The following is a 19,976-nucleotide window of genomic DNA, read 5'->3' as shown; positions in this document are numbered from 1 at the left end:
TGCCTCTATTGTACCAGACGGGAGGCGCTCCGCGAAAGTACGCGCGTACATTAACTGATCTTGTTGGTTCGGTCCTCAGGTTTCAGCTTCCATGGTGCCGCATACGGCGACGATCCAGTCGGCAACACGATCCACGATCAACTGCAAATATACGGCTCCTCGTTCTGCCGTCGCCTTGGCGGAAGCATCGGTAAACCCGTCCCGACCCGTCAGCCGATCGTGTTTGCCGAGGAACACGCCGGGACCTCCGCTCCCGATCCATGGAACGACCGGATGCTCCGCGGGAATTCGGGACCTGTCGACTAGCTCGGGACGAATCGCCAGCATCAGCGACGTTTCGAACTGTCCGGCGTGGCCGGGAACGATGCCGTCCGCATCGGCTCCGGCCTGATGCAGCGCACCGCCCGCAATGGCCCAATAAGAGGCCGCCGCCACCCACAGCTCGTGACCAACTGCCAGATCGGTCGCCGCCTGCCGCATAATCGCCTCATTGCCGCCGTGGCCGTTCAGAAACAGCAGCCTGCGAAAGCCGTCCGCCGCCAAACTCTCGCCGATTTCTTGCAGCATGCGCAAATAAGTGCCGGATGACCAGGACAACGTGCCTCCATATTGCAGATGATGCTCGGAGCAGCCGATCGCCAGCAGCGGCGCGATCAGGAGCGGGAACGGGCAGTTCGCCTGTCGAACCGCCCTCTCGACAATGTACTCCGTTATCAAGCTGTCGACAGCAACGGGGAGATGGGGTCCGTGCTGCTCCGTTGCCGCCAGCGGCACTACAACCATCGCCCCTTCTTTCGCCAGCCTCGTCAACTGCTCTCGCGTATGCTCACTGTAATATATCGATCTCATTTCAGAAATCCTCCATCGATCGACCGCAAATACTGCGGGTATTCCCACTGAAAATCGTTGCTGGGCCGCAGTTTGTTCGCTTGATAGTATTCCGCGCAAACCGCATCCGCTTCATCCATAAATCCGCCCAGTTTACGCGCATCGGAAGCAAAATCTCCGGTTGCCGCCATCCATTGCTTGAGTGCCGCGCGAAGACAATGCTCCTCATCGGCATAGTCCGGATGCCCGGCCATATTGTGCAGTTCGTTCCCGTCGCGCTCCAGGTCGTAGAGCTCGTATAGCGGCGGCGTCGCCCAGACGCCGAAGGCCGCTTCCGTTTCCGCCGGAAGCTGCGCCGGAATCGGCGGCAGCGTTGGCAAACTTCGATAATAGTCGTAAGTTGGATTGGAGCGATCCTGCATTGGGCTCCAGATCAACTTGCAGCGCCGGTTGCGCACGGCCCGCTGCGGATACGTGATCGGCGGGTGGCTGGAATTCCATTCTGCAAAAATCAGCCGATCGGCATCGCGCGGCTCCTTCGCGACGCGCAACAGCGATCTTCCGGGGAGATCCGCATGCTCCAGACCCGCCGCATCTAGCACGGTGGGCATCATATCGATACCGGAAGCCGGCATGTCGATCACAACCCCTTCCGGCATCCGTCCGGGCCACCGGAGCAGCAGGGGGATGCGCAAACCCGGCTCGTAAAGCGTCGTTTTGCCGCGCGGAAACTGCATGCCGTGATCGGAGGTGAATACGACCAACGTATTGTCGCTCAAACCGCGGCGTTCCAGCAGCCTCATGAGTTCCCCAACGGCCTTGTCTGCCCGGCGTATGCAATTATAGTAATCGGCGACGCATTCCCGCAGATCGGCGCTGTCCACGCCGATCGCCTCCAGCGGACCGATATCGCGGCCGTTTGTCGGATCGTGCGGCTCGCCGCAGTTCTGGCGCATATGCGGCAAGTGGGCATCCGGCAGATTGTACATGAGCCAGAATGGATCTTCACCCGCCTCGTCGATGAACCGTTCGATCACGGAGAGCGCTTCTCCATAGTCGCGCCGCTGGTTCGGCCCGAATCCGAATTGCTGCAGATCGTTCCATTGACAGTCGAATACAAACTGTTCTTCCGGCTCGATGTGCAGCTTGCCTACGATACCGGTGCGATACCCCGCTTTTTTCATACGCTCGGGAAGGTTGACGATTCCGTCAAACAAGCGGAATCGATGCATGGTCAGTCCGATCTGCCCATGTTCGTGAGGATACAGTCCGGTAAGCAGCGAAGCGCGAGCCGGACTGCAGACAGATTGCGTGCACCAGACAGTCGAAAATCGGCAACCCTGGGATGCCAGCTTGTCGATTTCCGGCGTTTGCAGGTCAACAGCGCCATAACAACCCAGCTGCGGCCCCATGTCCTCCGCGACAATCCATACAATATGAGGAAGTTTTACATTACATGCGTCCACCCAGTCGCGCCTCCTCCGATTCGTATACGACCGCACCGGCGGAAATCGTCCGTACAACGGTTAAAGAGCAGTCCTCGTTCCAGTCATACACAATGAAATCGGCAGGCGAACCTGCGCCAAGCTGCCCCACTCCCTGATGTGCCAGCCCGAACAACTCGGCCGGGTGCAAGGAAGCCATATTGATCGCTTCGCCCAAGGAGCAAATGCCGCTTGCCGCGACACGCTGCAGGCCGATATGCAGCGGCGTCGCCGATCCGGCCATAATGTCCGGCTGCTGTGCCAGATGCAGCAACCCGTTCGGCTCCAGGACAACTTCGCCGTTCATGTGGGAGGTATACCGGCCGGGCGGCATCCCGGCCAGATGCACGGCATCGCTTGTCAGAATCGCTTTGCGTCCTTTCACGCGAATCATGGCTTTAAGCGTCGCTACCGGCAGATGATGGCCATCCGCAATGAGCCCCGCCCACAGGCTATCCTCCGCCAGCTGCGACCAGATATAGTTCGGGTGGCGCTTGATATACGGGTGAGCTCCGTTCCCCAGATGGGTGCTCATGCTGGCGCCCGCCTTCACGGCTTGCCGGATGTCTTCCTCCTGCGCGCCCGTATGCCCGATCGCGGCGATGATGCCAAGCTGGCGCAGCCGCCGGATCATCTCGATCGCCCCGGGCCGTTCCGGAGCCAGGGTGACTTTCCGGACTCTCCCCCCGGACGCTTCGAGCCATTGCTCCAGCTCTTCCCAATCGGGATCTCTTACCCAGTCGCGGTTATGCGCGCCGCGCGGTCCGTCCTCCGGGGAAATAAACGGCCCCTCGACATGTATTCCCATAACGGTATAGCGAATTAACGGATCCTGATCGCACGCCGCCGCAATGACCCGAATCGTATGAAGCATCCGTTCTCGCGTACCTGTCACGACGGTAGGGCAGAACCGGGTCACCCCGCCCTTGTGCAGCACCCGAACGATTTGCTTCACCGTGTCGACTGTCACACTCCGGTCATTCAAGTCGAATCCGCCGATGCCGTTCAGTTGAACGTCAATCAGCCCGGGAGCGATCCAATAGTACGGCGCGTGCTCCGCTTCCCTCACGGAAACGATCGTTCCGTCCGCAGTAACCAGGCGGGTCGGCTCGCCGGTAAGCCAATGTTTTCCTGTCCATTCCGCTCGCATCTCGCCGGTTCTCACTTTCTAGTACACGATGGTTTTCCCTTGTTCAGCCGTTTCGCCCGGAAGCTGATACCGGTCGCCGTATTTGTCCCGGAGCTGCTTGAAATCGCCTTTCAGCGTATGGATCATTTTCACCGTATCCGCCTGATTCAGCATAAAATTCATGCCCGCATCGAAGAACGGCTTGCAGCGATCATGCGTCAAATCCATATGAATGCCGACCCCCTTGTTCATTGCCCGGCAGCGCTTCACCACATCGACGATCACAGCGATAAAATCGGGATGGTCGTATTCTTCCGGAATGCCCATGGAGCACGTAATGTCGTGGGGCCCGAGGAAAACCCCATCCACGCCGTCGACCGAAAGAAGCGCCTCCAGGTTGGCGATCGCTTCCTCGCTTTCGATCCCCACGATCACGTACAAGTCCTGATTGAACCGCTCCATGTAGCGGGCCAGCTTGTCGCCCGGCTGGCGCGCTCCGCTTAACAAATCTTGCAGAAACTTGCCTTTGATCGGCCGGTATTTCACTGCGCCGACCAGATCCCGGACTTGCTCGACCGTTTCGACGTAAGGCGCAACGATGCCCTCCGCGCCGCCTTCGATCGCCATGTTCGCCCAGTATTTGTCCGGATATGGAATGCGTACCATCGGCGATATGCCGCGGCTGGCATAAAGCTGGCACATGGCCGCTACTTCGGTCCGGTCGATCGGAATATGCTCGGTACAGATGAACACGAAATCCAATTCAAGATCGGCCGTCCAGCCTGCGGACAATGGATTTCCCAAGCTCACCATATGCGTGCCGTAAATTCTGTCGCCGCGCACCAGGCTTTCTTTAACCTGTTTTCCCTTCATGGCTACCATCCCTTTTCGTCAAATAGTGAGTGCTGTCAAATATCGTTCGGGCGGTCCCAAATAATACGAGCCGCAAACGTGCTGTTGTCACTCCCGTATTGCTCGCAGCCGGCTTTCTGCATCCATTCGCACACGGTTATCCATGTTTCCTCCTCGTTCACATTCACGACGCCGAAATTGCATAGTCTGGCCCCGCGCTCCGGAACGAGAATTTTCTCCGTCGCCCGAATCAGGCACATCCGGTTCGGGTCGACTTCCGCCATGAAGAGCGGAGCGCGATGCCGAAACACATGGCCGTTATTGTCAGCCTTGCGGGTGTAGACCAGAAATAACCCGTTGCTGTGCGTGACCCAATGCTGTTGGGTATTGTAAGTAGGAACCATGCTGCCGTCATCCCAGCTCCACATCTGCGGCTCCGTGAAGTGTTGCCCGTCCTTGCTGCGTGCCACCGCCCCGTGATCGTCGGCGCGCAGCGTAAGGAAATAATCGGAGCCGTATTTCGTCAGGGAAGGCTCGTAATAGCCGCGGCCCCGGGCGATGGTCAGCTCCGGGCCGTGCTCGACGTACCGCAGCTCTTTCCCGTCGAAGGAACACTTCATAATCGTGCTGCAGAAATAAGGACTCGTGCTTTTGAGGCAATAAACGGGCAGCAGTACGTGACCGTCCTGGAGATCCACTCGCTGCGTGCAGCCGGCGGCGGCAACGATGAATTCGGAAGGCGCGTCCATCACCGCCCACTCCGCCCATTGCTGCGTGTCTGCGTCATACGCGGAATAGGCGATCTGATATGGCAAGGGATGATGCTCCTCTCCCTTGTACGCCTTGGCGATGCCGATGCCAAGCAGTTTGCCCGACGCTTCATGCCAAGCCGGAGTGAAGTCACATACCCCGGTCCGCACATCCTCCCGCGTAGACCTGAGCCCAAGGGCGGCCCGTTCGGTCGGACCGGCCCAGCTTCTTCCCAGGTCGGAGGTGCTCATCTCGTGCAAAGAGCCGAATATGTCCATGCCGCTCAGCAGCAGCTCCTGCATGGTCACAATTATCTTCGGCACTTTGCCGGGAACGACCCCCACTCTGGAATGAACCCAGCAGTGCGGCTGTGTAGGAACAAACCCGGAACGAATCGTGTCCAGTTGAATGGTGTAGTCGGTTACGCCGGTTGCGATGGGAGGCAATTCGTACACTTCCTTTGTGTTTGATGGCAGTATGTTGGATGGCGGTACAATTCCATTAATGCCGCACCTGAACGTCATCGAGGTAGGCGCCGGTATCTTTCAAATAAAACCCGAACTTGCCCGCTTCCAGGCCGGTATCGGTTGCCGTTAATTGTTCGATTCCGTCGATGGAAAAGCTGAGTTCGCTCCCGTTCAGAGCCACCCGGAATGTATACCAGTTACCCGTAGCCAGCGTGAACGATTTCTGTGCCAGCACGGTCGTGGCTGCCCCGATTCGTTTCTGAATATATAAATTCCCTAATTTGTTATTGTATTGAAATAAATAATAGTTGTTGTTGTTTTGATACCTGGCCAACAAGCGCAACGATCCGTCGCCTGCGAAGCTGAGCGGTTGAATGCGCACCTCCATCGTATAGTCCGTCCAAGCGCCGTTGCCGGCATATGTCTCCGCATAACTGCCAACGACGCCTGCATCATCAAGCGCTTCATACACCCGATTGCCGTTAACCGTCACCACCGACCAAGTCCCGTGCGGCGCACTCCAACCATCGGCAGAACCATCCTCGAAATCGTCAGCGAACAGCACGAATGCGAGTGTCGTCACAAGGGCCGCATTGCTGGCCGCCGACATATTCCCCGCCGCATCGAAGGCTTTTACGGTGTAGCTGTATGCCGTTGCGGCCGCAAGGCCGCGATCGTGATAGGAAGCGGCAGTCACTGTCGCCACTTCCATGCCATCCCGATACAGCTTGTAACCGGCCACGCCGATATTATCCGTTGATGCCGTCCAACTCAGCTCGGCCTCACTGTCCGATACCGCCACGGCTGTCAAAGCGGTCGGCGCGGACGGCGCTTCCAGATCGAACTGGGTCACGAACACATTGTCGATCTGAACGTCGACGCCTTTCACGTACAAGCCTGTTCTCCCCGCTGCCAGACTGCTGTCGGAAGCAGTCAGTTCGAGCGTTCCGTTCACGTAGAAGCTGAGCCCGCCTCCGTATGTGACCGCTTTGACCGTATAAGGCGTGCCCGCAGACAGCGCAAACGACTTCTGCGCGAGCGCTGTCGCCGTGCCGCCGACCCGCCTGACAATCGACAGCTGGTGCAGCTTGTTGTTGTATTGGAACAAATAATGATTGTTGCTGTTCTGGTAGTCGGCATACAGCCTGATCGCCCCGTCTCCCCTGAACGCAAGCGGGCGAATTTCGGCTTCTACCGCATAATCGGTCCAATCGCTGTCGCCGACCAGCGTCTCGGCGAACGGAATGCCGGCGAGCGGGTCTTCAACGGATTCATATACGTTGCCGGCGCCTGCCGCAGTCACCGTCCAGGCGCCTCGCGTTTCCGTCCATCCATCGGCGCTCCCGTCCTCGAAATCGTCGTGAAACAGCACCCCGGAAGCGAGCGTTGTCACCTCGACGATAGCGCTTGCCGCCGACATATTCCCTGCCGGGTCGCGAGCCTTTATCGTGTACGCATAGGCTGTCAAGGGCGTCAGCTGCGCGTCGCTATAAGTGGTGCCCGAAGTCGCTCCTACCTCAGCTCCATCCCGATAAATCCGGTAGGAGGCCACACGATTGTCATCCGTCGCAGCTGTCCAGACAAGATGTATTTGGCTGGCGGAAACGGCCGTCGCCTTCACATTGCCCGGAACCGTCGGGTTGACCGTATCGGGTGTCGGGCTGCATGGGCCGGAACCGTCCGACGCAGGCGGAACGCCGCCGTAGTTGGTGATGTTGTTGCAATGCACATAATTGGAGCTGGCGCCATCGGCGGAAATGACCGTGACCGGGCCGTATTGCGTCAGACTCGGACTTTCCAGCCGGGCGAACACGTTATCGCGCACCTCCACATCGGTGGAGCCGATCAACTGAACGGCTACGCCGGAGTGAACGCCGGGAAGGGAGCCGCCAACCCGCTGGGAATTCCCGATCACCTCGATACCGTCGATATTATGGAACACCAACGCACCGTGGGGGCTGCCGAAGCCGCCGGTCCCTGTGTTGTAGTTGAATTTGAAATTGCTGCGGCGAGCCTCCGCTATGCCGACCAACGCATTGATGTCGGTTCCCGTCACCTCGTTGTAGCTGATCTCCACATCCGAGATATTGCCGCCGGCCCCCTTGTTGGCGAAGAAGGTGAGCCTATGGGGGCCGATGTCATTATGTGTTACTTTGATATGGTGGATTTCCTGATAAGCAAGCGCCGGTTCCAGATCGATCATGGACCTCCCGGCATTGTAAATGTAATTGCCGCTGACCGTTACATATTGCCCGTAAGTGATCGCAATCCCCATACGGCCGCTTCTGTCGAAATGGTTGCCCTGCACGACGACATTTTTGGCGTTGCCGCCAACGTATACGAAATCGCCGTATACGTCCGACACCGTTGTATTCTCCACCGTCGCGCCGTTGACGCCGTCCAGCTCGAAGCCCGGCTGCTGCTCGAGAGCCGCTACGTAACCGATATGAGCGCCTGCATTGGGATTGGCGCCAATCACGGTCATGTTGCGAAAGGTCAGGCTCGAGCCACCGTCCACAAGCCAATGCGCCCGATTGCGGGGCCACAGATGAGCATATGCCGGCGCAGGCGCGGCGACGCCGCTGCCGTCCGTCAGAGCCTGAAACGTGGCGCCATTGCCGTCGAACACCAGATTGTGGCGATTGCGGATGTAGAGCGAGCCTTCGACCTGATAACAGGCATCGGGGCCGAACTGAAGCGTCGAACCGTCGGGCACGGCGTTAATCCAATCGAGCAGCTCCATTGTCACGTCTGCCGAACAATCGTCAGCAATTGTGGCCGGTACGAGATAGGGAGAACTTTCTTCCGCGTATACGGAAGGCTCGAGCATCGGCGCCAGCGCTAGGACCATCAGCAGCGCGGTGGCGCCAAGCGCCGTTGCAAGCGCGCGAAGAACTATTTTCACGGATGAAGCACATCCTTTCATCGCGTTGATCACAATCGTCCGCCTGCGGTTATTGCGCAACCCGGACATCATCAATATGCACGCCGGTGTCCTTCAGGTAGAAACCGATTTTCCCCGCAGCCAGACTGGTATCGGTCGTTGTCAACTCCTTGACTCCGTCAATATAGAAGTCCAATGTGCTCCCGTTCATGACCAGGCGGAACGTGTAAACCGTACCCGCAGACAAGGTGTAAGCTTTCTGCGCCAGCACGGTCGTCGTGCTGCCGATTCGCTTCTGAATGTATAGCTTGCTCTGCGAATGGTTGTATTGGAACATATAGTAGTTGGTGCTGTTCTGGTATCTGCCGAAGATCCGGAGCGAGCCGTCGCCTGCGAAGCTGAGCGGCTTGATCCGGGCTTCGAGCTCATAATCCGTCCACGCGACGTTGCCCGTGTAAGCTTCCGTGTAACTATTTGCCGCAGGGGCGTCGAGCGCTTCATAAACCAGGCTGCCGCTGTCCGCCACCACCGACCAGGTGCCGTGCGGCATCGTCCAGCCGTTGGCAATCCCGTCCTCGAAATCGTCGAAGAACAACGTTCCCGGGGAATAAGTCGTCGCACCTGCCGCAGCGCTGGCCGCAGACAGATTGCCTGCCGCATCGAACGCCTTGACGGTATAGCTGTAGGTCGTCGATGCCGTCAGGCCGATATCGCTGTAGGTCGTCGTTGTCACTGTCGCCGCTTCGACTCCGTCGCGATATACTTTGTAGCCCGTTGCCCCGACATTGTCCGTTGAAGCCGTCCAACTCAAATCGATTTGGCTGCCCGATACCGGTGTTACGCTCAAGCCGGAAGGGGCACTAGGGGCCAGCGTATCGATCATGGCATTGACCGTATTGCTGCTTGCCGACAAATTCCCCACGGCGTCGAACGCCTTCACCGTATAGCTGTAGGCCGTGTTCGCCGTCGCACCGGCATCGGTGTAGGTCACACCCGTTACGGTTCCGATCATAACTCCATTCCGGTAAACATGGTAGCCTGCGACACCGATATTGTCCGTCGATGCCGTCCAGCTCAAGTCAATTTGGCTGCCCGCCGTCGCGCTCAAACCGGTCGGAGCTGTTGGCGCCGCCATATCCGTCGACGTTACCTCTTCCCAGAGCATGACCGGCCCCATGATGCCTCCCGTGCCCAATTCATCGAGAATTTCGTTCGTTACGTCGACAACGATCACATTCGTTTGGCCGAACAGAATCGCGTCCGTCGCATCGAACTCCCATGGAACGCCCAGCTTTCCTTTGGTCACCAATGGAAGCGCCTGTCCATTCATCCAGACTCGCGCCGATTCGTCGATATTGCTGAACCACAGCTTAATCGGATGGCCTTCATCGTAAGCGTCCGATACGAGGATGGACGTTCGGTACCAAGCATTCCCCTTATAATAGCGGAGCCCCTGATCGGACCATGTTTCCGAATACGTTTTCAGCGGCATCCACGATTGCGTCCCCAGTTCCGGCTTCCACAAGCCGATTTTATCCCCGGCATTGTTAGGAAACAACATGACGCTCCATTCGTCCGGCAGCTCGGCTACGATGCGATTGCCGTTCAAAATGCGCTGGTAGCCTTGTTGCGCCTGGTCCTTCCAGAAACGCCCCAGGTAACTGTACCCGATCGGAGACAAAATGATAGGCGAATGCGCCAGTGCCTCGAGATATAGATTATCGGCATTGTCATAGTGCTGCTTGGCGGCGGCAAAATCAAACTCGTTGATTGCGCTCATCATGGCGAGAAATTCGTCCGCGAAGTCGTAAGCTACGCGGATCATGTTCACCCGTGCGGCGTAGTCCGAGCCGAGCGGCGCCAGACCTTCGGCGTCTTCGAGCGCCGCACCCAGATTCGCCATGACGGCAGGCGTCAATATATGCGGAAAGTCGTACACATTGCCCGTGAAATGATCGACGCCGGTGAACGCCGCTTGCAGCAAATCGAAATATTCCTCCATCGCCGCCCCCGACGGCCCGAAAAATTTCGTGTAGTAATCGTCCAGCGTCGCATCGACGTCCAGCTCCGGATTCCACATCAGCTTGGTGGCCAAATACAGCATCGGTCCTTGCTGCGCCCAGGCCGGCAGCGTTTCGATCCGCAAATATTCGATGTTTTGCTGCTTGTAGTACGGGATTTCATTCCTTACGTGATCCAGCATCGAAAACGGCAGGCCGGGATCGGCCAAATTATACAAATATCCGCGGTACATCGTTTTGACGCCCAGGTCCTTCCAACCAGCGATAAGATCCTTCAGGTAGTTCCGTTCCCACGATATCGGGTCACCGATGCTATGCAGCCGGTCGAACGTGATCGGGGCGAAGATGGGCAGCAGCTTGGAGTTCGGCTCCCAGCGCACCGGCGGCTGCGTGTAGATGCTGTACACGTAGAAAGCAACGCCCACATCGGGGTAACCGGCGCTGGCCAGCCGTTCCTGAACGAGATTGTAAAAGCGAACGTAGCGATCGCTAAGCGACAGCAAGCCGGTAAATGCATCGATGTCGTCCCCGTCCCAGTCCGGGTTCCACGTATAGAACTTCGGATGCCCGTCCTTGGGGCCCATGCTGATGTACTTGAGCGACGGGTTCGCGCTCAGTTTGGCAAGCGAGCCGTTCACGACGCATTCGAGCACGTCGGGCTTCGTTACATCCAAATGACTGGTAGGCGTCCCATCCTCCCTGGCCAGGAACAGATCAGGACGAGTTGCCTGGGTATAACTGGTGCATGGGAATCCGTGTACGCCATAATCCGTCCCGCCAAGACGCAGATGAGACACCCAAGGCTCGCCTTCACGCCTGTCTATCGTGGACGGGGTGTCCGGATTCGTCGGATAGAAGGATACCCCTTGAAGCAGCCGCGTAGCGAAGCCGGGATGTTGAATCGTATCCTGCTCGTCGACGTTGACCGTTGCCGCGGATGGAATCACAGTGCCGATATCGCCGGGCATGAACCAGCGCATCCCGATCTGCTCCAGCAGCTCGTAGGCGGCGTACAGTGTGCCTTGATCGGAGAGGCCCACCAGCTGCAGAACGCCGCTGTTGATCAGCAGCCGAAACGATGCCGGGTCATCGCCGCCCAAGGTAATGGCGGTCTGGCTTGTTGCCGCATCCGGCGCGGCTTGACCGATGTAGATGATAGTGCCGGACACGCCTCCGGCATTCGTCACGATCGGAACGGTGGCGCCTGTGATTTGCTGCAATCCCGTCTGAAGTTCGGTCGCCGCCTTAGATTCGTTCGCAGTTGCTAAGGTTGATTTCACAATGGTCGCTTGCGCCACTCCGCTCTGAACAAGCGTCACTTGCGCAGCGCTTGCATTAGACGTCGGGTACAAGCAAGCGAACAATAGCGACACGACGAGCAGGCCGCATAATCGCACACCCAACTTGAACCAATCTGCTTTTCCTACTTTCATCCACTAGTCACACCCTTCACATGTCAATTTGGTTTTTCCATCAGCCTTTCAGAGAGCCTAACGTAATTCCTTTGACAAAGTATTTCTGGATGTACGGATAGACGAGTACGATCGGTCCAATCGAGAGGAGCACGACCGCTGCCCGAACATTGGTGAGCGAAAGCTGGTAATGAGTCTGACCGCTATATTCCATCACATCGTTGGCTCGCTCGTTGACGGCTGTCAGCATCTCGCGCAGCACAACCTGAATGACCAGCTTGTTCCGGTCGGTGATGTAAATCATCGCATCGAACCAGGCGTTCCAATGCGCCACCGCATCCCACAAAGCAATCGTCACCAGGACGGGCAACGATATCGGCAGCAGGATGCGAATGAGCAAGGTGGTATAGCTGGCACCGTCCATGAAAGCCGATTCTTCGTATGTCTTGTCGATCGTCATAAAATAGTTGCGCATGATCACGACGTTGAAGATGCTGACTGCCGGCGGAATAAGCAGCACGAGAAAATTGTTTTGCAGCCCGATGCTCTTGATCAGCAAATACGTGGGAATCAACCCGCCGCCGAAAAACATCGGTATCAGGAAGTAGATCGTGATCATATTGCGATAGGGCAGCTCGCGCTTCGCCAGCGGATAGGCGGCAATGATAGTAAAGGCCACGCCAATGGCCGTTCCGGCAACGGTTCTGATCACCGTATTGATATAAGGGCCGATAATGTCATCGTAAGTAAACAGAAATTTGTAAGCCTCCAGGCTCCACTCCTGCGACCACAAGTGAAAGCCCAATGTCGTCGCCTCGTCCGAGCCGGTAAAGGAAAGAACGATCGTTTGCCAGAACGGGTACAGAATCGAAACGGTCAGGCCAAGCATCAGCAAGTAGTTGCAGCCGGCAAACAGCCGATCGGACATTGTGCTTCTGCGTATGCTTCTTTTGTTTGCGTATACGGCTTTCATGGTCACCACACCCCGTGCTCGCTGTGCCTACGCACAATTTGATTGGTCACAACCAGCAAGATCACCCCGACTACGTTTTTGAACAATCCGACTGCGGCCGAATAATCGAACTTGAATTGCACGAGGCCAACGCGGTACACATAGGTGTCGATAATATCGCCCACCTCGTACACAAGCGGATTGTACAAATTGAGGACCTGATCGAAACCGCCATTGAGAATATGGCTGATGCGCAAAATAAACATAATGATGATGACGGGCATAATGGAAGGGATCGTAATATACCACGCCTTTTGAAACCGATTCGCGCCGTCCATTTCTCCCGCCTCGTAGAGGTCGGGAGAAATGGATACGATGGATGCGATATAAATGATAGAAGCCCATCCGACTTCCTTCCAAATATCACTGATAATAATTAGCGGTATGAAGTACAGCTTGCTTGCCAGGAAGTGCACCGGATCGCCGCCGAACAGCGTGATGATATAATTCACCACGCCGCGCTCCGGGGAGACGACTTCAATCAGCATGCTGGCGACGACGACCCACGACATGAAATGCGGCAGGAACGAAACGCTTTGCGTCAGCTTCTTGAACCGCAGCCATTTCATTTCATTCAACAACAAAGCGAACAGGATCGGCGCCGGGAACCCGAACAGCAATTTCAACCCGGAAATGATCAACGTATTTCGCAAGGCGCGAATGAATATAAAGTCGTTGAACAGCGTTACGAAATGCTCAAACCGATTCCACGGACTTCCCCAGATCCCCTGGGCGATATTGAAATCCTTGAAAGCGATGATGACGCCGTACATCGGAATGTATTGGAAGATGAACAGATGAATCACCGGAAGCAGCAGCATCGCATACAGCAACTTCATTTGTTTGATTTTCCGCCAGTTCTGACTTCCCCGATTCACGCTTCTCTCATCTGACAACATGTTTATCCCCGATCCCTTGTTATTTGTTGCGGCTTAAAATATCGGACACCTTGGGCGCTTTCTCCAGTTCCGCCATCAGCTCGTTTCCGCCGTTGCTTCTCCATTTCTCCACATAGCTGTTCCAGGTGCTATCGATGTTAATTTCGCCCGTGATCGCCTGCAGCGTGTATTCGGAACGTACGGTCTCGAGCTTCGCCCCGTTTTTCGTGTTCAAATCGCCGTATTTGGTCTCCTTGAACAAATCGAACTTGTAAGGACGGAGCAGCAGCTTCATTCCCTTGTCCTTATTGAAGAAATAATCATTGACCAGCTTCATGACATCCTGCGGCGTCGTATACGTCATGATGTCGATCGTATTCAGCTGATGATTGTAATAGCCAAGTCCGGCTTGCTCCGGGTTTTTCGCCGCTTCGTTGATCGGCGTGATCGCCGACTTGTACGGCGTTCCTTCCCACTGGAAGTCCGTTCCTTCCTTGCCGTAGCGGCTCATCACCAAACCTTCCTTGTCGAAATTGATGTAATCGAATATTTGCAAAATGCGGATCAGTTTTTCATCGGAAACATCCTTTTTGATCACCAGATACGAGCTCGTGTAATCCGAAGCCGGCGTGTAGGCCGCCGCCCCCTGTTGGCCGTTCGGACCGATCGGCGGAGGCGTGAGCAATATTTTCACATTCGGATCTTTCGTGATCAGATTGCCCGGCGGACGCTGCATCGTCGCTCCCGGCTTAAGCCCGGCTTCGGCATATTGCGACAGCGCGCTGCCGATTTTACCGGTCGCGAACTTCTCATAGCCCTTGTTGCGATCCAGCGTCGGGAACTCGGGGTCAATATATCCTTTTTTGTACCAATCCGCCATTTGCTTCAGGAACGCCTTGTACTTCTCGGAAATGTTATATTCCACCAGCTTGCCGTTCTCTTCCAAATTGTTCCCGCTGCCGAGACCGAATGCCCCCAAATAGTTGGCAGCCCACCATAACAGCGAACCGTTGTTGGGACTGAAGGCGTACGTATCCTTTTTGCCGTTGCCGTCGGGATCGCGGTTGACCATCGCCGCAAACAGCTGCTCCTCTTCCTCGAGTGTAAACGCTTCCGTCGTGAAGAAAACGCGCTCGCGGCCGTCGGAAGTGCCAATCGCCACCGGGTTCCCCTTCGGCTTGATCCCGAGCTTCTCCATCCAGTCCAGTCGGTACACCTGCCCCCATAACAACCCGGAAGCGGTAAGCCCGATTCCGTTCAATGCCAGGTACTCGTCCGTCTTGCCGCTAGCCAGCGACAATTTCCATCCCGGCGGATTGTCGTCCAGCATCTTGGCGTAATTCGGCGCATACTTCTGAATCATCGCCTTCGGAATGGTGCGCGTCATGCCGTTCACATGCAATTTGTTGATATCCTGGCTGATCATATACGCCACATCTGTAAGCCCGCCGGATGCCAGCATCAGGTTGACCTGCTCCGTGTTGTTGACATCGATCTGCTTGTTGGTCAGCTTGACGTTAAACTTGCTCTCCAACTGCTTCTGAACGAAGTTGTTGTTCTCGATCTTGCCCCGCGCAAGCGCCCCTACCCAACTGATATTCAGCGATGTCGCCATGCTGTCGGCCGTTGCTGTCGCGGTCGGCTTGACCGTTGGACTTGCCGTCGTCTCTCCCTGCTGCTTACTCGAACATCCCGCCACACCGGCCGTCAGCGCCAAGACCGACAACCATATAACGGGCACCTTCATTTGCTTCTTCAAAGTTTCATCCCCCCGGCAATATAAAGTGCTTGTTTCGCACTCATTATAGAAAAGAACGATCACGCTTAATAGGACGATTTCTAGCGTTCCTAACACGATCTTTTGAACTTGCCGGATTCGCGCACGAACGCGCTACAAACGTTTTTTTTGGGGAAGCGTAATGGTTACGGTCGTCCCTTCGTTGACAACGCTGTCCATGTGCAAGCCATAATCGTTGCCGAAGTGGAGCTTAATTCGCGTATTGACATTGAACATGCCGCCCTTCGTCAGCGTGTTGCCGGCCAGCTGCCGATTCAAGTCCGCAAGTTGCGAAGGCGACACTCCCGGCCCGTCGTCCCGTACAAGGAATTGAATGACGTCGGCTAACACGATGCACTCGATCCGAATCGTAACGACATCCTTTTTTTTGCGGACGCCGTGCTGAATCGCATTTTCGATGACGGGCTGCAAAATCAGCTTGATTACCATGTATGCGAAAGCTTCTTCTTCAATCGTCCATACGCATCTCATGTCTTCCTTGTAGCGGTTGGTCATGATCCGGGTATACGCCTGCGCATACATGATTTCTTCTTCGATGCTGACGACGGCCTGCCCCTGACTGATGCTGTAACGGAACAAGCGGCTTAGCGACTGGATCATGTCCACTGCGTTATCCTTCTCGCCCGATTCGACAAGATAAACCAGGTTCTCCAGCGTGTTGTAAAGAAAATGCGGATTGATCTGGGCTTGCAGGGCAATGATTTGCGTCTCGCGCTTCTCGTATTCCAGGCGGATTCGTTTGCCGCTGGCAATCAGGGATTCCTCCACGAGAGACTCGATCCGTTCGAGCATGCGATTGAAAGTGCGGTTTAGTTGCTCCACTTCGTCGATCCCGTATGCAGGCGCATGTTCCGGACGATGCAGGTCCGCCAAATGTTCTTCTACAAACAGGAAGCTGAGTTTCTGAAGCGGCTTGACCAGATAGTGCGACATCAAGTAGGAAAAGACGAAGGCGAGGAGGAAAATAATGAGCAGTATATAAATGTCGTCGTAAATCAAGTCCAGCGTCTGTTTTTTGACTGCCGTATAATCGAATCGGGAAATGAAGTACCAGGGCAACGACGCCATTCGGCTCGCGAAAATAAACCGCTCTTCGTCGGAGCGGTTGTTGTATGCGGCGGATGTTGCGCCAATCAGCGTGCTGTCGGGGTGAGAGAGAATCACATTGCTGTCGTCCAGCAGGAATGCTTCGATCTGATCGTCCTTGAAGTCGTCGTACAAGCCCGACAGCTCCTTGCTGTCCATTTCCAGTATCATGTACCCGATTTTCTCCTGATTGCCGAACGCATAGCCGAAGTTATAAATCGGAATGCCCAGTTGAATGGTGGAAGGTCCCGTCTTGTTCGTGTCCAGGTGATAAAGGAGATACTGCCCGGAGGACAGCATTTGGGTGTACAACGTTTCATCCAAACCCGTCGATTTTTTGTTCCGGTTCGAAAACAGCTGCTTGTTGCGCGTATCGTAAATGCTGACGGTATCGTTATACAAGCCCAAATATTCGCTGTCGCGCATCAGCTGATGCAGCTCCTCGTTCGTATGCGCTTGCTGATTCAGCACATAGTCTCTGGTCAGCGCGTCATAGGACAAGGTAGCGAGCGCGGTCAGCTTCTGGTTCAGGAACAACTCGATCCGATGGGCGGTTTGATTGAACACGACGGCATAAGCCGCCCTCATCTCGCTCCCGACAATGCGTATGGACTGAAAATAGAACACGACGACATAAATAAGCAACGGCAACAGGAGGGTCATGAGGAAATAAACGAAAAAACGGTCGCGCAAGGTCATTCGACGCGTTTTTCCCGCTTTCCCGCGGATCACCGCCAGCCGATCGCCGAAGAGGCCGTAGTTTTCCATTTGTCTGACCAGCCTGTGCAGCGGTCTCAGCACTTGTCCGGTGACGGCGCGCGAGAAGATGTAAGAAAGCAACGCGCAGCCGATAAAAACGCCGGCCGTCAGCGTGGTAATGAGGCGCAGCTGCTTCCTGCCGATATCGAGATGCTCCACAACGATCAGCTTGAAATTGTTAAAGGCGATATCCTTCACCCAGATTCGCTTATTGCCGGGCATCGATTGCGAGTAGGACGACCGCCCGTCCGCGTTCGCCTTGCGCAGCAAATTTTCCGCTTCATCGGCCGCGAGCTCGTGCCCGTTATATACGAAGTCCCCGTCCCGGTCGACGATGGCGATATCGTTGGAATAAGGAATTTTCTGTGTAAAATAGTCCGGATTGAGCAGCATGAACACAATGCCGTACGCGTCGCCTTGCTGATCGGTCAGCGAACCGGCAAAAAACATCCGCCGATTCAACTGGTCCAGTACGCCCCGCAGCCCGGGAACGGTTAACTCGTCCCGATTCAGCGAAAAGAACGTATAGGCGTCCCCGGCCGACACCAGACTGATCCGGTCCCCCATATTTTTCTGCAGCATCGTTCCTGTCGGCAGTTCGCCGGTATACATGTAGCTGTCGTCGGAGCTGTATTCCGTTCGATCCGTCTGCACGATAATCGTTTGGATGAAACCATTATCTTTTTTGGCGTTGAACAGGAGTCTTTTCAATTGCACGGATAAATAATATTTGCTGACGGAATTGCCCGGCTCGGATTCCAGTCCGTGAACATAGCGCAGCAATCTTTCGTTGTTGCGGAGGCTTTCCAGCATATTATAGGCATCATCGAAGCTTGCCACGATATCGGATGAAATCTGGCTTAATTTGATGCCGTTGATGAACTCCATTTTCTGCTCGATAAAACCTTTGGTTTTCAGATAAAAAATGCCGCTGATCACCAGCAGTAACAACAGCACGACAGCAAGCGAAAACGCCATCAGAAAGTTTTTAAACTTCATCTTCGGCGTCTTCATGAACTTCCTCCCGGCGTTCCCAATGGTGCTCGGGCAATCCTTGCGCCCGGTACATCAACGGGGTGACACCCGTCTTTTTTTTGAATATTTTGTTGAAATACGAGAAATTGTCGAATCCGACCATCATGGAGATCTCGCTGATTTTATGGTCGGTTTGATAGATGAACTGCGCCGCTTTGGCGATTCGTACCCCGTTGACATAGTCGATAAAATTTTCCCCGGTCGCTTTTTTGAAGATGGAGCTGAAATAGGACGGATTGATGTGCAGCTGCTCCGCTATTTCTTCCAAACGGACCTTATTCGGATAATGCTTCTCGACATAATCCTTGGCCGCCAGGATGTAGCGGTTCCCTTCAACGGGCTTGTACTCCTCTCTGCCCCTCGAGAAGGCCGCAAGCTCCTGCCGGTACCATAACTTCAATTCGTGCAGGGTGCCGAAGCCTTGAATCGTTTCCAGCGCCTCCTGCTTCTTCGGCGCTGCCAAACCGATTTTCTTTTCCTTGGCCTTCAACAACAGCAGCAAGTACGCTTCGCTGCTTTTCATCCGGATGTCCTGGATGCTGTATAAGGCCGACTGCTCCATTTCCGCAAAAAAGGCTGTATGCGCTTTCACGACTTCGTGCTCCGATCTGGTCAACACGCTGTCGACAAGTTCATCGATCAAGCCGTTCAACCGATCGTCATCCGCCTTTCGCACGCCGTCGAATGAGCCGGCCAGATCCTGCTTGAAAATGACAGCGTCTTTTCCCCTGAAAAATTGAAAGCTGCCGGCATAAATCGCTTCGTTGTAAGACTTGGCGATGTGCTCAATCCCGTCGTATGCATTGCCGACGCCAATCGTAATGCCGCCGGCAGCCAAACCGGCAGCCGTCAGGTCGTCGTGCAGCCGCTCCTTGAAGCGGTGCAACTGGTCCTTGATGTCCTGCTTGGAAATGGGCCGCGTATCGTGGAGGAAAACGACCAGGTGATTGCCGTAAAACAGGACGGGAGCAAACAAACGCTTCCAGAACTCCTGCGACTTCCTCATGATCGCTTGTTGCCAAAGCGAGCTCGGTTCCGTCCCGGCCAACTGCTCGACGGCGCAAATCACAATACGTATGTAACGGGCCGGGCCGAATAACGCCGTAGCTTGCCGTTGCCATTCGCCTTCGTCCCTCCCGCTTCCCTTCAACAGTCGAATGAGCAGCGCTTCCTGTCGATTGAGCTGCCCTTCGTCGCGGTTATCCCGATCCAGCTCATCGGCCATCCGGCGGAATACTTCGATGAACTCTCCTTTCACCAGCGGCTTCAGCAAATAGCCCTTTACCCCGTAGCGTATCGCATCCTGTGCATATTTGAAATCGTCATACGCGCTCAAAATCACTACTTTGATGCGAGGGTGCTGTTCATGAATATGCTTCGCCAGCTCCAGGCCGTTCACGTCCGGCATCATAATATCGGTGCACACCAGATCGGGCGTACCGGCGCGCAGCAGCTTCAGCGCCTCGCCGCCGTTCTCCACGCTGCCGGTCACTTCGAACCCGAGCTCTCCCCATGGAAATGTCTGCATCATCCGATCCCGCACATGCTTCTCGTCATCAACAATCAGCACCTTATACACCG

At 55.6% G+C, this 19,976-nt stretch carries 12 protein-coding genes; all 12 read right to left on the bottom strand.

Going from position 1 to position 19,976, the window contains the following annotated elements:
- Positions 1–75 precede the first annotated feature (75 nt).
- Positions 76–849 (bottom strand): creatininase family protein, encoded by a 774-nt coding sequence (locus tag PKO02S_RS15165; RefSeq protein WP_127584256.1) that lies wholly within the window; start codon positions 847–849, stop codon positions 76–78.
- Positions 846–2,294 carry a sulfatase family protein gene (locus PKO02S_RS15160; RefSeq protein WP_127584254.1) on the bottom strand — a complete coding sequence of 483 codons (1,449 nt, stop codon included), beginning with the start codon at positions 2,292–2,294 and terminating at the stop codon, positions 846–848. The genes PKO02S_RS15165 and PKO02S_RS15160 overlap by 4 nt, the downstream gene beginning before the upstream one ends.
- Entirely contained in the window at positions 2,281–3,462 is a 1,182-nt protein-coding gene (gene nagA / locus PKO02S_RS15155) for an N-acetylglucosamine-6-phosphate deacetylase (protein WP_127584252.1), read from the bottom strand. The genes PKO02S_RS15160 and nagA overlap by 14 nt, the downstream gene beginning before the upstream one ends.
- Before the next feature lie 18 nt (positions 3,463–3,480).
- Positions 3,481–4,314: an HpcH/HpaI aldolase family protein gene (locus tag PKO02S_RS15150; protein WP_164821471.1), complete on the bottom strand. Its 834-nt coding sequence runs from the start codon at positions 4,312–4,314 to the stop codon at positions 3,481–3,483.
- A 35-nt stretch (positions 4,315–4,349) separates the two neighbouring features.
- Positions 4,350–5,489, bottom strand: coding sequence for an exo-alpha-sialidase (locus PKO02S_RS15145; RefSeq protein WP_127584247.1), 1,140 nt, complete (start codon positions 5,487–5,489; stop codon positions 4,350–4,352).
- A 55-nt stretch (positions 5,490–5,544) separates the two neighbouring features.
- A complete protein-coding gene (locus PKO02S_RS33665; protein ID WP_164821470.1) occupies positions 5,545–8,415 on the bottom strand; it encodes a fibronectin type III domain-containing protein in 2,871 nt (956 codons plus the stop codon).
- 49 nt (positions 8,416–8,464) lie between these two features.
- Complete coding sequence (locus PKO02S_RS33660) at positions 8,465–11,848, bottom strand: DUF4838 domain-containing protein (protein WP_127584243.1); 3,384 nt, start codon at positions 11,846–11,848, stop codon at positions 8,465–8,467.
- A 40-nt stretch (positions 11,849–11,888) separates the two neighbouring features.
- On the bottom strand, positions 11,889–12,800 hold the full coding sequence (locus tag PKO02S_RS15130) for a carbohydrate ABC transporter permease (RefSeq protein WP_127584241.1): 912 nt from the start codon (positions 12,798–12,800) through the stop codon (positions 11,889–11,891).
- A gap of 2 nt (positions 12,801–12,802) precedes the next feature.
- Positions 12,803–13,678 (bottom strand): ABC transporter permease, encoded by an 876-nt coding sequence (locus PKO02S_RS15125; protein WP_246067036.1) that lies wholly within the window; start codon positions 13,676–13,678, stop codon positions 12,803–12,805.
- Between the two features lie 79 nt (positions 13,679–13,757).
- Positions 13,758–15,476 carry a type 2 periplasmic-binding domain-containing protein gene (locus tag PKO02S_RS15120; protein ID WP_127584237.1) on the bottom strand — a complete coding sequence of 573 codons (1,719 nt, stop codon included), beginning with the start codon at positions 15,474–15,476 and terminating at the stop codon, positions 13,758–13,760.
- Between the two features lie 132 nt (positions 15,477–15,608).
- Positions 15,609–18,374 carry a cache domain-containing sensor histidine kinase gene (locus PKO02S_RS15115; protein ID WP_127584235.1) on the bottom strand — a complete coding sequence of 922 codons (2,766 nt, stop codon included), beginning with the start codon at positions 18,372–18,374 and terminating at the stop codon, positions 15,609–15,611.
- A complete protein-coding gene (locus tag PKO02S_RS15110) occupies positions 18,349–19,974 on the bottom strand; it encodes a response regulator (protein WP_127584233.1) in 1,626 nt (541 codons plus the stop codon). The genes PKO02S_RS15115 and PKO02S_RS15110 overlap by 26 nt, the downstream gene beginning before the upstream one ends.
- Positions 19,975–19,976: the final 2 nt, after the last annotated feature.

The organism is Paenibacillus koleovorans NBRC 103111 (assembly GCF_004000845.1).
In the GTDB taxonomy this organism is placed as follows: domain Bacteria; phylum Bacillota; class Bacilli; order Paenibacillales; family NBRC-103111; genus Paenibacillus_AA; species Paenibacillus_AA koleovorans.
The sequence above is the reverse complement of the archived record's forward strand: the minus strand, read 5'-3'. Positions and strand labels throughout refer to the sequence as shown.

Coding starts and splice junctions, on each gene's coding strand:
- PKO02S_RS15165 (WP_127584256.1), bottom strand. CDS start 849: ATGAGATCGATATATTACAGTGAGCATACGCGAGAGCAGTTGACGAGG.
- PKO02S_RS15115 (WP_127584235.1), bottom strand. CDS start 18,374: ATGAAGACGCCGAAGATGAAGTTTAAAAACTTTCTGATGGCGTTTTCG.
- PKO02S_RS15125 (WP_246067036.1), bottom strand. CDS start 13,678: ATGAAGTTGCTGTATGCGATGCTGCTGCTTCCGGTGATTCATCTGTTC.
- PKO02S_RS15150 (WP_164821471.1), bottom strand. CDS start 4,314: ATGAAGGGAAAACAGGTTAAAGAAAGCCTGGTGCGCGGCGACAGAATT.
- nagA (WP_127584252.1), bottom strand. CDS start 3,462: ATGCGAGCGGAATGGACAGGAAAACATTGGCTTACCGGCGAGCCGACC.
- PKO02S_RS33660 (WP_127584243.1), bottom strand. CDS start 11,848: ATGAAAGTAGGAAAAGCAGATTGGTTCAAGTTGGGTGTGCGATTATGC.
- PKO02S_RS15130 (WP_127584241.1), bottom strand. CDS start 12,800: ATGAAAGCCGTATACGCAAACAAAAGAAGCATACGCAGAAGCACAATG.